The following is a 12,393-nucleotide window of genomic DNA, read 5'->3' as shown; positions in this document are numbered from 1 at the left end:
CAGCGTTGCACCCTTTCCTGCCCCGCCGGCCCGTGGCAGGAAGCGGCATGAGACGCGCCGAGACGGTCACCTTCTCCACCTCCGGGCTCGACAGGGCCGCCATGCTCCGCAGTGACGAGGCGCGTCAGGCGGCGCTCTGGGCCGAGGGGCGCGTGCTGCCGCTCTGGCGCGGGCGGCCGCTGGCGGCGGACGGCGAGCCCTGCCTCCTGCCGCCCCGGGTGGTGCTGGAAGAGGGGCCGCGCGTCTTTCTCGGCCGCGGCGAGGACGGGGTGCCGCTCTTCGCGGTCGACATCGCCGACTGGCCGGGGGCGGAGGCGCCGGAGGGCGGCTTCGGCGATGCCTCCGAGCACCGCCACCCGGACCTGCCGGAGGGGGCCTTCACCGAGCTCCGCCGGCTGATGCCGGGCCTGACGGCGCGCGGCGCCGAGCTTGCCGCCACGTCCCGCGCGCTCTTCGAATGGCACCGCTCCCACCGCTTCTGCGCCCGCTGCGGCGCCGAGAGCGCCATGGTCGCCGCCGGCTGGGAGCGGCGCTGCCCGGCCTGCGGCGGCGCGCATTTCCCCCGCACCGATCCGGTGGTCATCATGCTGGTGACAAAGGGCAATTCCCTGCTCCTCGGCCGCTCCCCCGCCTGGCCGGAAGGGATGTTCTCGCTCCTCGCCGGCTTCGTCGAGCCGGGCGAAAGCCTCGAGGCCGCCGTCCGCCGCGAGGTGATGGAGGAGACGGGCGTCAGGATCGGGCCGGTCGATTACCTCGCCAGCCAGCCCTGGCCCTTCCCCACCTCGCTCATGTTCGGCTGCATCGGGCAGGCGGAGACGAAAGAGTTCACCCTCGACCCCGCCGAGATCGCCGAGGCGCTCTGGGTCAGCCGCGAGCGGCTGGCGGAGGTCTTCGCGGGCAAGGATCCTCAGATCCGCCCGCCCCGCCCCGGCGCCATCGCCGGGTTCCTCATGTGGCACTGGCTCGCCGACCGGCTGGATTGACCTTCGCCCCCGCGCTTGTCATCACCCGGGGGACGCCAGCCAAGGAGCCGCCATGGACCTGTCCGCCGAAGCCGAGATCGCCGCGCCCGCCCCTTGGGTCTTCGACCAGCTCGCCGATTTCGCCCGCTTCGAGCAGCTCGCCCGCGAGCGCGGCACCCGCGTGGAGCGGATGGCCGAGGCCGGCGCGCCGGTCGGGCCGGGCACGAGCTGGGATATCCATGTCACCTTCCGCGGCCATGAGCGGCATCTGAAGCCGCGCGTCACCCGCTGGTCGCCGCCGGAGGGCTATCAGCTCACCTCGGCCTCGCAGGGGCTGGTGCTGACCGTCGATGTGGCGCTGACGCCGAAGGGCGAGCGGTCGACGGGGCTGCGCCTCAGCGTCTCGGCCGAGGGCAAGTCGCTGAAGACGAAGGTGTTCCTCACATCGCTCAGCCTCGGCCAGGGCCGGATGACGGCGCGCCTGCAGGAGCGGGTGAACGGCTATGCCGAGACGCTCTCGCAGCGCTACCCGGGCGCGGGCGCCTAATCCGGCACGTTGTCGATGCCCGAGCCGCCGAGCGGGTGGCAACGGGACAGGCGGCGGAGTGCCAGCCAGCCGCCCTTGAGGCCGCCGTGCTTCTCCAGCGCCTCCAGCGCATAGGCCGAGCAGGTGGGCGTGTAGCGGCAGCCATGGCCGACCCAGGGCGAGCCGACGAGCCGATAGGCGCGGACGGGCAGCGACAGCGCATAGGCGAAGGGCGTCACGCCGCGGCCTCGTGGAGTTCAGCGAGGGCGCGGGCGAGGTCGTCCTTGAGGAGGGAGAAATCCCGGCTGGCGGTGCTGCCGGCCTTGCCGATCAGCACGTAATCCCAGCCGGGCCGGCCGTGGGCGGGAATCACCTCGCGCGCCAGGGCGCGCAGCCGGCGCTTGGCGCGGTTGCGCGCCACGGCATTGCCGACCTTCTTGGAGCAGGTGTAGCCGACGCGGATCTGGCCGTCGTCCTCGTCCGGGGCAGGCTCGGACACTTCAGCGTCCCGCGGCCGCCCCTGCAGCACGAAACCGCGCGAGAAGGCACGGCCCCCTCGCGCGGTTCTGAGAAATTCAGCGCGGCTCCTGAGGGTCGCGGGCGCCCCTCCGGCGGCCAAGATCAGGCCGACAGAACCTTGCGGCCGCGCGCGCGGCGGGCGTTCAGCACCTTGCGGCCGGCCTTGGTGGCCATGCGGGCGCGAAAGCCGTGGCGCGCCTTGCGGACGCGGTTGGAAGGCTGGAACGTGCGTTTCATCGCGGCTCTCCGTCACATCAGGGGCCGCACCGGCAGCGAGGCTCGCAGCCGGGGCCCTGTCATTCGAAGCCCGTCGTCTAAGGGGTGACGATTGGTCTGTCAACGCCCGGGGGGCGGATTCCGGCGCGGATTCGGCGCCCCGCTCACCGCCAGTAGAAAAAGCCGTCCCCCGCGCGGGAGAGGAGCTCGGCAGCGAGGTCGCGCCCCATGGCGGCGGCCTGCTCGGCGGGGCCGGAGGTCTCGCCGGCATGGGCCTCGGACCCGTCGGGCTTGAGGATTTCGCCGCGCAGCCGGAGCGTCCCGCCCGACAGCTCGGCCAGCCCGGCGATGGGCGTCTCGCAGGAGCCGTCGAGCGCTGCAAGGAAGCCGCGCTCGGCCGCGAGGCGCGTGCCGGTCTCGCGGTGGTGCAGCGGCTCCAGCAGCGCCGCCACGCGCGAATCGTCCGCCCGGCGCTCGATGCCGATGGCGCCCTGCGCGACGGCGGGCAGCATCACGTCGGGGGTGATCGGCGCCGCGGGGACGGTATCCGCCATCTCCAGCCGGTTGAGGCCGGCCATGGCGAGGAAGGTCGCCTCCGCCACCTCTTCCCTCAGTTTCCGCAGCCGCGTCTGCACGTTGCCGCGGAACTCCACCACCTGCAGGTCGGGCCGCCGCACCAGAAGCTGCGCCCGGCGGCGGAGGCTGGAGGTGCCGACGGTGGCGCCCTGGGGCAGCGCCGCCAGCGCATCGTGGGAGAGCGAGACGAAGGCGTCCCGCACATCCTCGCGCGGCAGGTGGCAATCGAGCGTCAGCCCCTCGGGCTGCAGGACCGGCATGTCCTTCATGGAATGGACGGCGATGTCGAGCTCGGCGCGGATCAGCCCCTCCTCGATCTCGCGGGTGAAGAGCCCCTTGCCACCCAGCTCCTTCAGCGCACGGTCCTGAACGCGGTCGCCGGTGGTCTGCACGATGACGACCTCGAAGGCCTCCATCGGCAGGTCCCAGGCCTCCATCAGCCTGTGGCGCGTCTCATGCGCCTGGGCGAGCGCGAGCGGCGAGCCGCGGGTGCCGATGCGAAGGGGCGAGGCGGGAGAGGGACGATCAGACATGGGCGGGAGGGCTAGGCCGAAGCCGGCGACTTGACAAGCCCCGGCCCGGGCGGGACGAGAGCCCCATGGAAGGAACCCCCATGACCGAGACGAAGGCCCTTTTGCGGGCATTGGCTGGCGAGGTGCTCCCCACCCCGCCGATCTGGATGATGCGGCAGGCCGGGCGCTACCTGCCGGAGTACCGCGAGACCCGCGCGCAGGCCGGCGACTTTCTGTCGCTGTGCTACGCGCCCGATCTCGCCGCCGAGGTGACGCTGCAGCCGATCCGCCGCTACGGCTTCGACGCCGCGATCCTCTTCGCCGACATCCTGCTTCTGCCGCAGGCGCTGGGGGCAAAGCTCTGGTTCGAGCCGGGCGAAGGGCCGCGGCTCGATCCGGTGACGACGGCGGAGGAGCTGGCCGCGCTCCGCCCGACTGCGGCGATCCACGACACGCTCGGCCCGGTCTACGACACGCTGCAGATCCTCACGCGGGAGCTGCCGGCCGAGACGGCGCTCATCGGCTTCGCCGGGGCGCCCTGGACCGTCGCCACCTATATGATCGCCGGGCGCGGCACGCCCGATCAGGGTCCGGCCCACAAGCTGCGGGTGGAGGACGAGGCGACCTTCGGCGGCATCATCGAGCGGCTAACCGAGGCAACGGTCGAATATCTCTCCGCCCAGGTGGAGGCCGGGGCCGAGGTGGTGAAGCTCTTCGATTCCTGGGCCGGCTCGCTCGAGGGCGATTCCTTCGAGCGCTGGTCCCTGGCGCCGATGCGCGAGATCACCGCCGCGCTGAAGGCCCGCCATCCGGGCCTGCCGGTCATCGCCTTCCCCCGCGGGGCCGGCACCCGCTTCGAGGGCGCCCATGAGGCCATCGGCGCGGATTGCATCGCGCTCGACGACGGCGTCACCGCCGATTGGGCCGCCGCGCATGTGCAGCCCGCGGGCTGCGTGCAGGGCAACCTAGCCTCGCGCCACATGGTGACGGGCGGCGAAGCGTTGGTGGACGAGACGAAGGCCATCGTGAAGGCCTTTTCCAAGGGGCCCCATATCTTCAATCTGGGGCATGGAATCACTCCCGACGCCGACCCCGAGAATGTGGCCTTGATGATTGAGACGATCCGCGGAACAGCCTGACCCAGAGGGGCGTTGCTGAGCCATGCTCGGCAGCGCCGACATCGATCGCAGCGCCTTCGCGCCGCTGCCCCGGCCGGACGGGCCCGAGGGCGGGACCCGCCGCACGGGCGTCGAGCTCGAATTCGCGGGCCTGACGGAGGCCGAGGCGGCGGAGCTGGCCGCCGAGGTGCTGGGCGGCGATGTCGAGCCGGCGGGCGCCCGCGAGTTTCGCGTCACCGGCACGATGATCGGCGCGCTCAAGGTCTATCTCGACACCGCCTACCGGAGCGCCAGGGGCCCCCTCGCCGAGGCGGGGCTCGACCTCGCCCGGGCGCTGGTGCCGGTGGAGATCGTGACCGAGCCGCTTCTGCCCGATGACCTGCCGGTGCTCGACACGCTCCGCGAGGCGCTGCGCCAGGCCGGCGCCGAGGGCTCGCAATCGGCGGCGCTCTACGGCTTCGGCCTGCATCTCAACCCGGAGATCCCGGGGCAGGAGGTGGAGGACATCCTGCCCATCGTCACCGCCTATGGCCTTCTCGAGGACTGGCTGCGCTATGACGACCCGATCGACCCGGCCCGGCGGGTCCTGCCCTTCTCCGACCCCTGGCCGCGCGGCTTCACCGACGCGCTGGCGGAGGCGGAGGGCTGGAGCCTCGATGACCTGACGGCGGTCTATCTGGAGCATGTGCAGAGCCGCAATCGCGGGCTCGACCTCTTGCCGGTGCTGGCGACGCTTCGCCCCGCGAAGGTGCGGGCGGCGCTCGTCGAGCGGAGCGCGGTGAAGCCGCGGCCCGCCTTCCATTACCGCCTGCCCGACAGCCGCGTGAACGCGGCGGGCTGGCGCATCGCCTATGAGTGGAACCGCTGGGTGATCGTCGAGCGCCTCGCCGGAGAGCCGGAGCTGCTGGCGGAGCTCAGGAGCCGCTGGCGGGCGCATCGGCGCGATGTCTTCTCGACCATCGCCGACTGGCGGCGCTTCAGCGGCAATCTGGTGATGAGCCGGGGGCTGGCGCCTTGAGTGCCCCGCCCGGGGCGACCCCCTGGCACGAACGGCCCCGCATCGCGGTGACGACCTCGGCCCGCTCCGGCTGGCGGATCTTCCCGCTGGTGGCGCTCAACATCCTGGTGACGGGTGGCCGGGCGGTGCGCTGGGGCGCCGGGCGGCCGGCGGATCTGAAGGATGTTGACGGGGTGATCATCGGCGGCGGAGACGACATCTCGGCCGATGTCTATGCCGGCGAGGTGGTCACCTCGGCGCGGATCGACCCCGAGCGCGACGCGCTGGAGCGGGCGCTCATCGCCGGCGCCGCCGCGCGGGGGATGCCGCTCCTCGGCATCTGCCGGGGGGCGCAGATGCTGAACGTGGCCACGGGCGGCACGCTCGACCGGGATGCCTATCGCACCTACACGCGCTCGAAGCGCGTCTACACGATCCTGCCCCGCAAGACCGTGCGGATCTGCGAGGGCAGCCGGCTGGAGCGAATCGCCGGCGCAGCGCCGATGCGGGTGAACGCGCTCCATTCCCAGGCTGTGGACCGGCTGGGAGAGGGGCTTCGCGTCGCAGCGCGCGACCTCGGCGGCATGGTGCAGGGGGTGGAGCGGGTGGCCGACCCCTTCGCGCTCGGCGTCCAGTGGCACCCCGAGCACCTGTGGTACGCGCGGCGGCAGCGGGCAATCTTCCGGGCGCTGGTGACGGCGGCGCGGGCCTATGCAGCCGGGCGGGGCCAGGTGGCGGAGGTGGAGCGCGAGATGCGGGCGGCGCGCCGGCCCTGAGTGCGGGGGCGGGGGGCCAGCCCCCCGCAGCCCCCCGGCATATTTTCGGCCAGATGAAGGAGGCGGGTCAGACCCATTTCGCCAGCGGCGGCAGGCTCATCAGCACGGCGTCGGGATCGTGCGAGGTGGCGAGGCCGAATTTCGTGCCGCGGTCGTAGACGAGGTTGTATTCGGCATAGAGCCCCCGGTGGACGAGCTGCGCCTCGCGGTCGGCCTCCGTCCATTCCGTCTCGCGGCGGCGCTCGGCGAGCGGCAGCCAGGCGGGCAGGAAGGCGCGGCCGATGCTCTGGATGAGGGCGAAATCCGCCTCCCAGTCGCCGGTGGCATGGTCATCGAGGAAGATGCCGCCGACGCCGCGGGCGCGGCCGCGGTGGGGGATGTAGAAATACTCGTCCGCCCATGCCTTGAGGCGGGGGTAGAGGTCGCGCCCATGGGGGGCGAGCGCCTCTTCCTGCACGGCATGGAAATGCGCCGTGTCCTCGTCATAGGGCAGCGCCGGGTTGAGGTCGCTGCCGCCGCCGAACCACCAGGCGCCGGGCGTCCAGAACATGCGGGTGTTCATGTGGACGGCGGGGACATGCGGGTTCACCGGATGCGCGACGAGCGAGATGCCGGAGGCCCAGAAGCGGGGATCCATCTCGATGCCGGGCACGCCGCGCGCCGCCATGCTGGCGATGGCGGGGGCGCCGAGGATGCCCTTTACGGCGGAGACATTGACGCCGACCTTCTCGAACACCCGGCCGCCGCGCATCACGCTCATGAGCCCGCCGCCGCCATCCTCGCCCTCGGCGCCCCGGCGCGTCTCGCGCAGCTCGAAGCGTCCGGCGGGGGCCTCGCCCGGCTGGCTGTCTTCCAGCGCCTCGAAAGCAGCGACGATCTCGTCCCTGAGCTGGCGGAACCAGGCGGCCGCGCGGGCCTTTTCGCCCTCCATGGGCTCGTCTTCGCTCATCGCGGCCTCCGATATTGAATAACCGCCGCCTTGTGGCGCAAACCGGCGGGGAACCCAAGACCCGGGAGCCCCCCATGCGCCGCCTCATCCTTTCCCTGCCGCTTCTCGCCCTTGCCGCCTGCGGCACGCCGCAGGAGCAATGCATCAACCGTGCCGCGCAGGAGCTGCGGACGCTCGACCGGCTGATCGACCAGACCGCCGCGAATCTCGACCGCGGCTTCGCGCTCGAGACGCGGCAGGAGCTCGTCACCCGCCCGCGGCTCTGCGGCGGCATGACCGAGGACGGCCAGTCGATCACCTATCAATGCGAGCGGACCGAGACGGTGGACCGGCAGGTGCCGGTGGCCATCGACCTCAATGCCGAGCGCGCCAAGCTGGCGTCGCTGCGCGAGCGGCGGGGGCAGATGGCGGGCGAGGTGCAGGGGCAGGTCGCGGCCTGCCGGGCGGCCTACCCGGAATAGGCCGCTTCAGAAGGCCGAGCAGGCGGCGGGGTCGAGAAGGCTCCGCCCGCCGTCCACCGTCAGCACCTGGCCGGTGATGAAGCCGGCGCCTTCGGACGCGAGGAACTGCACCGCCTCCGCCAGCTCGCGGGGCGAGGCGATGCGGCCGAGCGGCGTCCGCCCGATGACGCGGGCGCGCATCTCCTCGTCGTCCTTCAGCCGCTCGTGGAGCGAATGGCTCATGACCGAGCCGAAGGAGACGGCGTTGACGCGGATGCGCTCCGGCGCCAGCGCCACGGCCATCGAGCGGGTCATCTGCTCCAGCGCGGCATTCGAGACGGAATAGGCCAGGAGCTCCGGATGCGCCATGCGCGCCGCGATGGTGGAGATGTTGACGATGGAGCCGCGCGGCCCCTCGTCGCCCGGCTCGAGCTTGATCATCTTCTTGGCGACGATGCGGCTCAGCTGCAGCGAGGCCATCATGTTCTGCTCGATCATGATCGCCACCGAATTGTCCTCGGGGTCGAAGAGCTGCGTCGGCACGATCTGGCGGGCGGCGTTGACGAGGATGTCCACCCCGTCGAAGGCGTCGATGGAAAGCGACAGGAGGTTGGCGATGGTCAGCTTCTCGCGCAGGTCGCCGGCGAAGATGCGCGCGGCGCTGCCCTCGTGGGCCACATCGCCCAGCTCGGCGTTCAGCCCTTCTTCATCCCTGTCGACAAAGATGACATTGGCGCCTTCCTCGAGGAAGTGCAGGCCGATGGCCAGGCCCACGCCATGGGCGCCACCGGTAACGATGGCGGTCTTGCCGTCGATCGAGAAGCTCATGTCTGCCTCCGTCCCTCCTGGGGACCTTAAGCGAAGTTCACCGCCGCGGGCGAGTCGCGCGGAAGAGTTTGAAGGCGGTATCGCCGCCAATGTCTTCGACGCGCGAAAAAGCGGCATCGAGGGCGGCCTCGTAGGGAAGATGCCGGTTGGCCACAAGCCATAGCTGGCCGCCCGCCGTGAGATTCCGCCGCGCGGCGGCAATGAAGGCCTGCCCGAGGCCGGGATCGCCCGCCCGGCCGGAATGGAAGGGCGGGTTCATGACGATGCCGCTGTAGGCCTCCGGCGCGGTGAAGGTCGTCACATCCTCCCAGAGGAAGCTGGCGCGCGGGTCGGTGACGTTGAGCCGGGCGCAGTCGAGCGCCAGCGCCTCCGCCTCCACCAGATCGAGCGCTTCCACCCCCCGCCGCTCCAGGATGGCGCGGGAGAGATAGCCCCAGCCGGCGCCGAAATCGGCCATGCGGGAGGGGAGCTTCGGCGGCAGCGCCTCGGCCAGCAGCGCCGAGCCGCGGTCGATCTTGTCCTCCGAGAAGATGCCGGGCTGGCGGAACCAGCCGTCCTCGGCCTCGGCCGGCCCGGTGCCGGCGAAATCCGCCATCGCCTCGCCGGGGGACATGACGAAGAGCCGCCCGTGGTCGCGCGTGTCGGAGCCGAGCTCGCCGAGCCGCTTGCGCGCCTCGCGCCAGAGCGAATCGACGCCATGGGTCTTCGGCCCGTCGACGGCGACCACGGGGGCGCGCGCCGCCGCCTCGGCGATAAGCGCCCGGGCGAGGGCCTTCGAGCGCGGCAGATAGACCAGCGCCAGCGCCGCCGCGCCGCCCTCGCCCATCCGGTAGCCCGCCGCCTGCCAGTAGCCGGCCTCGGCGCGGTTGCCCGTCTCGATGCGCACCTGCTCCACCGGCAGGCCGGCGAGGTCGGCCCCGACCGGCGGGCGCATCACGAGAATCTCTCCCGTTTCGGGAATGCTCAACAGGCCCTCGTCGAGGGCCGCGGACAGGCGTGAGGATGCCATGAGGTTGCGGCCCTCCCGGGGCCTATTCCTTTTCCATCGTGCATTGCAGCGGATGCTGGTTGCGCTGGGCGAAATCCATCACCTGCGCGACCTTGGTCTCTGCAATCTCGTAGGAATAGACGGCCACGACGGCCACGCCCTTCTTGTGCACGGTCAGCATTAGCTCGAAGGCCTGGGCATGGGTCATGCCGAAGAAGCGCTCGAGCACATGCACGACGAACTCCATGGGCGTGTAGTCGTCGTTGAGGATCAGCACCTTGTAGAGCGGCGGACGCTTGGTCTTCGCGCGGGTCTCGACCTTGATGCCGACGTCACCGCCGTCATCATCCCCGCCTTCCGCCATCATGTAGAAATCGGCCAGCATTGTCCGTTTTCGTCTCGCCCGTCGCATTGGATGTGTCCGCGTTATATAGGGGCTCGCGCGCGGCTGCAAAGGCCGGTTTGCAAGGGAATCGGGGATGGCCGCTCAGGATCCGGTTTTCGGCTTCGATGCCGACGACACGCTCTGGCACAACGAGAAGTTCTTCCGCCTGACCCAGGGCCGCTTCGCCGAGCTCCTTGCCGATCATGCCGAACCCGAGACGCTGGAGGCGCGGCTCCTCGCCGCCGAGCGGCGGAACATCGGGCATTACGGCTTTGGAATCAAGGGCTTCACGCTATCGATGATCGAGACGGCGCTGGAGGTGACGGGCAATCGCGTGCCCGGCGAGGTCATCGCCGAATTGCTCGCCGCCGGGCAGGAGATGCTGCGCCATCCCATCGAGCTCCTCCCCGGGGCGGTGGCGGCGGTGGCGGCGCTGGCCGAGCGGGGGCGCGTGGTGCTCATCACCAAGGGCGACCTGCTCGACCAGGAGCGCAAGCTGGCGCAATCGGGGCTGGGGGAGGCCTTCGATTCCGTCGAGATCGTCTCGGACAAGACCGAGGCGACCTATGCCCGCGTCTTCGCCGGGGCCGGCTTCGCGCTGATGGCAGGCAATTCGATGAAATCCGACGTGCTGCCGGCCCTCGCCGCAGGCGCGCATGGCGTCCATGTGCCGCATGAGACGACCTGGGCGCTGGAGGAGGCCGATGACCCGGCGCAAAGCCCGCTCTTTCATCGCATTGCGGCCCTCGGCGAGCTGCCACGCCTCGTAGATAGACTCATTTAGAGGCAATTTTTCGCTGGCGATTTGATGGGCGACTCAACAACTAGGGGGCCGCCCAGACCACCACACCATATCTGCGAAGCACATGAGCTTCAGCACGGAACTTTTTGAGAAAAGGGGTGTTTCCGGCCCCCTGACCCCATGCTAGCGTCAGTCTCAATCAAGCGGCATCCGCCAAAGAAGTGGAGTCGCGAGGCAGTAAAACGGGCAGTGAAAAAATGCCGAACACCAGTCTGCGGACGGCCCGGTTGGGCCTGCTGATTCTGTTCATGCTATTCGCCGCCGCACTGGCGCCGACGGCAGGACGATCAGCCCCCTACGCCGCCTATGTCATGGACGCGCGCACCGGCGAGACCCTCTACGAGGAAAACGCCAACACGAGGCTCCATCCCGCCTCGCTCACCAAGATGATGACGCTCTACATCGCCTTCCAGGCGGTGCAGCGCGGCGAGATCAGCCTCGATACCGAGATCCGCATCACCGAAGAGGCCGACCGGCAGGAATGCTCCTGCCTCGGCGTCTCGGCCGGCTCGTCGATCCGGCTGCGCTACCTGATCCGCGCCGCCGCCATCCGCTCCGCCAATGACGCGGCGACGGCGATCGGCATCGGCATTGCCGGCAGCTCGGAGGCCTTCGCCCGCCGGATGAACGCCACGGCGCGGGCGATGGGGATGAACAACACCACCTTCGTCAACATGAACGGGCTGACCGCCGACGGCCACATGTCCACCGCGCGGGACATGTCGATCCTCGGGCGGCACCTGATCTACGATTTTCCCCAGTATTACAATCTGTTCTCCCGCCGCTCCGCCGATGCCGGCATCGCCACCGTGTCGAGCACCAACCGGCGCTTCCTCGACAGCTACCCGGGCGCCGACGGCATCAAGACGGGCTATACCCGCGCCGCCGGCTACAACCTGACCGCCTCGGCCCAGCACGGCAACGTGCGCATCATCGCCACGGTCTTCGGCGGCACCTCCACGGCGCAGCGCACCACGAAGATCACCGAGCTCCTCAATCTCGGCTTCAACCGCGCCCCGGCCAATGCCCGGCTGAACCGGCCCGAACCGCCGCCGGCGGTGACGCTTCGCGAGGGGGCCGATCTGGTGGCGACGGCGCCGCCGGGCGCGGCCGCGATCCCGGGCGCCGCGGCGCGGACCATCCGCGTCTCAGGCATCGTCAACCGCTCGCTCCGCCCGATGGCGCGGCCGGGCGGCGCGGGCACGGGCGGCGAGGCGGCCCTCCTGGCCAGTGCCGGCGCCGAAGCCGGGCCGGATGCCATCGCCCAGGCGCTGGCCGATGCGATCATCGCCGAGGCGAGCGAGGCCCCGGGGCCCGATGCCGTCGCTGCCCCGGACGGGACGCTCGTCGTCGCGGCCTCGATGCCCGCCCCGTCGGAATACGCGCCGGTCGAGGCTCCGGCGCCGCCCGCGCGGCCGGCAGAGCTCATCATGACCGCCGAGGCAATCGAGCCCGGCGCCCTTCCCGATGCCGAGCCCGAGATCGTGACGCGCCTGTCCACCTCCGGCGGCCATACCTGGGGCATCAACGTCGGCCGCTATGCCTCCCGCGGCGAGGCCGAGCGGGTGCTGATCCGCGTCGCGCTCGGAGAGACGACGACGCTCGAAGGCTCGCTCCGCCGCGTCGTGCAATCGGCCACGGGGTTCGACGCGAACTTCATGGGGCTGACGCGCGAGGGAGCCGACCTCGCCTGCCGCCGGCTTCAGGCGCGGGGCACGACCTGCTTCATGATCGGCGAGGCGAGCTGAGCCCGGGCGCTGATCTAGGTTGAGAGGCTGGGGGGCTGTCTGCCCCCCCAG

The 12,393-nt window shown here is 71.0% G+C and carries 16 protein-coding genes; 8 read left to right on the top strand and 8 right to left on the bottom strand.

From position 1 onward, the window contains the following. The first annotated feature begins 47 nt into the window (after nucleotides 1-47). Nucleotides 48-983, top strand: coding sequence for an NAD(+) diphosphatase (gene nudC / locus ACAZ03_RS02180; protein ID WP_373355706.1), 936 nt, complete (start codon nucleotides 48-50; stop codon nucleotides 981-983). Nucleotides 984-1,035: 52 nt separating this feature from the next. After that, nucleotides 1,036-1,509 carry a hypothetical protein gene (locus ACAZ03_RS02175; RefSeq protein ID WP_373355705.1) on the top strand — a complete coding sequence of 158 codons (474 nt, stop codon included), beginning with the start codon at nucleotides 1,036-1,038 and terminating at the stop codon, nucleotides 1,507-1,509. On the opposite strand, the gene yidD is transcribed toward ACAZ03_RS02175, so the two are convergent. The 4 genes from yidD to hemC form a co-directional block, all read right to left on the bottom strand. Beyond that, a complete protein-coding gene (gene yidD / locus ACAZ03_RS02170) occupies nucleotides 1,506-1,727 on the bottom strand; it encodes a membrane protein insertion efficiency factor YidD (protein ID WP_373355704.1) in 222 nt (73 codons plus the stop codon). The two genes, ACAZ03_RS02175 and yidD, sit on opposite strands and share 4 nt — an antisense overlap. Continuing rightward, a complete protein-coding gene (gene rnpA / locus ACAZ03_RS02165) occupies nucleotides 1,724-2,113 on the bottom strand; it encodes a ribonuclease P protein component (protein WP_373357028.1) in 390 nt (129 codons plus the stop codon). The genes yidD and rnpA overlap by 4 nt, the downstream gene beginning before the upstream one ends. After that, a complete protein-coding gene (rpmH, locus tag ACAZ03_RS02160; RefSeq protein WP_373357027.1) occupies nucleotides 2,110-2,244 on the bottom strand; it encodes a 50S ribosomal protein L34 in 135 nt (44 codons plus the stop codon). The genes rnpA and rpmH overlap by 4 nt, the downstream gene beginning before the upstream one ends. 143 nt (nucleotides 2,245-2,387) lie before the next feature. After that, nucleotides 2,388-3,332 (bottom strand): hydroxymethylbilane synthase, encoded by a 945-nt coding sequence (gene hemC / locus ACAZ03_RS02155; RefSeq protein WP_373355703.1) that lies wholly within the window; start codon nucleotides 3,330-3,332, stop codon nucleotides 2,388-2,390. Between the two features lie 80 nt (nucleotides 3,333-3,412). On the opposite strand from hemC, the gene hemE reads away from it, so the two are divergent. The 3 genes from hemE to ACAZ03_RS02140 are packed head-to-tail and all read left to right on the top strand — an operon-like array spanning nucleotide 3,413 to nucleotide 6,202. Continuing rightward, nucleotides 3,413-4,450 (top strand): uroporphyrinogen decarboxylase, encoded by a 1,038-nt coding sequence (gene hemE / locus ACAZ03_RS02150; protein WP_373357026.1) that lies wholly within the window; start codon nucleotides 3,413-3,415, stop codon nucleotides 4,448-4,450. A 22-nt stretch (nucleotides 4,451-4,472) separates the two neighbouring features. After that, nucleotides 4,473-5,447 (top strand): amidoligase family protein, encoded by a 975-nt coding sequence (locus ACAZ03_RS02145; RefSeq protein ID WP_373355702.1) that lies wholly within the window; start codon nucleotides 4,473-4,475, stop codon nucleotides 5,445-5,447. Between the two features lie 47 nt (nucleotides 5,448-5,494). Beyond that, nucleotides 5,495-6,202 carry a gamma-glutamyl-gamma-aminobutyrate hydrolase family protein gene (locus tag ACAZ03_RS02140; RefSeq protein WP_373355701.1) on the top strand — a complete coding sequence of 236 codons (708 nt, stop codon included), beginning with the start codon at nucleotides 5,495-5,497 and terminating at the stop codon, nucleotides 6,200-6,202. A 67-nt stretch (nucleotides 6,203-6,269) separates the two neighbouring features. On the opposite strand, the gene hemF is transcribed toward ACAZ03_RS02140, so the two are convergent. Beyond that, the gene (gene hemF, locus ACAZ03_RS02135; RefSeq protein WP_373355700.1) at nucleotides 6,270-7,151 is read right to left on the bottom strand and encodes an oxygen-dependent coproporphyrinogen oxidase; all 882 of its coding nucleotides are present in this window, start codon (nucleotides 7,149-7,151) and stop codon (nucleotides 6,270-6,272) included. 74 nt (nucleotides 7,152-7,225) lie between these two features. On the opposite strand from hemF, the gene ACAZ03_RS02130 reads away from it, so the two are divergent. After that, nucleotides 7,226-7,612 (top strand): hypothetical protein, encoded by a 387-nt coding sequence (locus ACAZ03_RS02130; protein ID WP_373355698.1) that lies wholly within the window; start codon nucleotides 7,226-7,228, stop codon nucleotides 7,610-7,612. A 6-nt stretch (nucleotides 7,613-7,618) separates the two neighbouring features. Here ACAZ03_RS02130 and ACAZ03_RS02125 read toward each other — a convergent pair whose 3' ends face one another. The 3 genes from ACAZ03_RS02125 to clpS are packed head-to-tail and all read right to left on the bottom strand — an operon-like array spanning nucleotide 7,619 to nucleotide 9,792. Then, nucleotides 7,619-8,419 (bottom strand): SDR family NAD(P)-dependent oxidoreductase, encoded by an 801-nt coding sequence (locus ACAZ03_RS02125; protein WP_373355697.1) that lies wholly within the window; start codon nucleotides 8,417-8,419, stop codon nucleotides 7,619-7,621. 37 nt (nucleotides 8,420-8,456) lie between these two features. After that, nucleotides 8,457-9,428: a class I SAM-dependent methyltransferase gene (locus tag ACAZ03_RS02120; protein WP_373355696.1), complete on the bottom strand. Its 972-nt coding sequence runs from the start codon at nucleotides 9,426-9,428 to the stop codon at nucleotides 8,457-8,459. A 22-nt stretch (nucleotides 9,429-9,450) separates the two neighbouring features. Continuing rightward, nucleotides 9,451-9,792: an ATP-dependent Clp protease adapter ClpS gene (gene clpS / locus ACAZ03_RS02115; RefSeq protein WP_373355695.1), complete on the bottom strand. Its 342-nt coding sequence runs from the start codon at nucleotides 9,790-9,792 to the stop codon at nucleotides 9,451-9,453. Between the two features lie 94 nt (nucleotides 9,793-9,886). On the opposite strand from clpS, the gene ACAZ03_RS02110 reads away from it, so the two are divergent. Both ACAZ03_RS02110 and ACAZ03_RS02105 read left to right on the top strand, forming a co-directional pair. Then, the gene (locus ACAZ03_RS02110; RefSeq protein WP_373355694.1) at nucleotides 9,887-10,576 is read left to right on the top strand and encodes an HAD family hydrolase; all 690 of its coding nucleotides are present in this window, start codon (nucleotides 9,887-9,889) and stop codon (nucleotides 10,574-10,576) included. 266 nt (nucleotides 10,577-10,842) lie between these two features. Next, the gene (locus ACAZ03_RS02105) at nucleotides 10,843-12,342 is read left to right on the top strand and encodes a D-alanyl-D-alanine carboxypeptidase family protein (RefSeq protein ID WP_373355692.1); all 1,500 of its coding nucleotides are present in this window, start codon (nucleotides 10,843-10,845) and stop codon (nucleotides 12,340-12,342) included. Nucleotides 12,343-12,393: the final 51 nt, after the last annotated feature.

The organism is Pseudoroseicyclus sp. CXY001 (genome assembly GCF_041714655.1).
Lineage (GTDB): Bacteria > Pseudomonadota > Alphaproteobacteria > Rhodobacterales > Rhodobacteraceae > Pseudoroseicyclus_A.
Note: the sequence above shows the minus strand (reverse complement) of the source record. Positions and strands in the feature narration are given on the sequence as shown.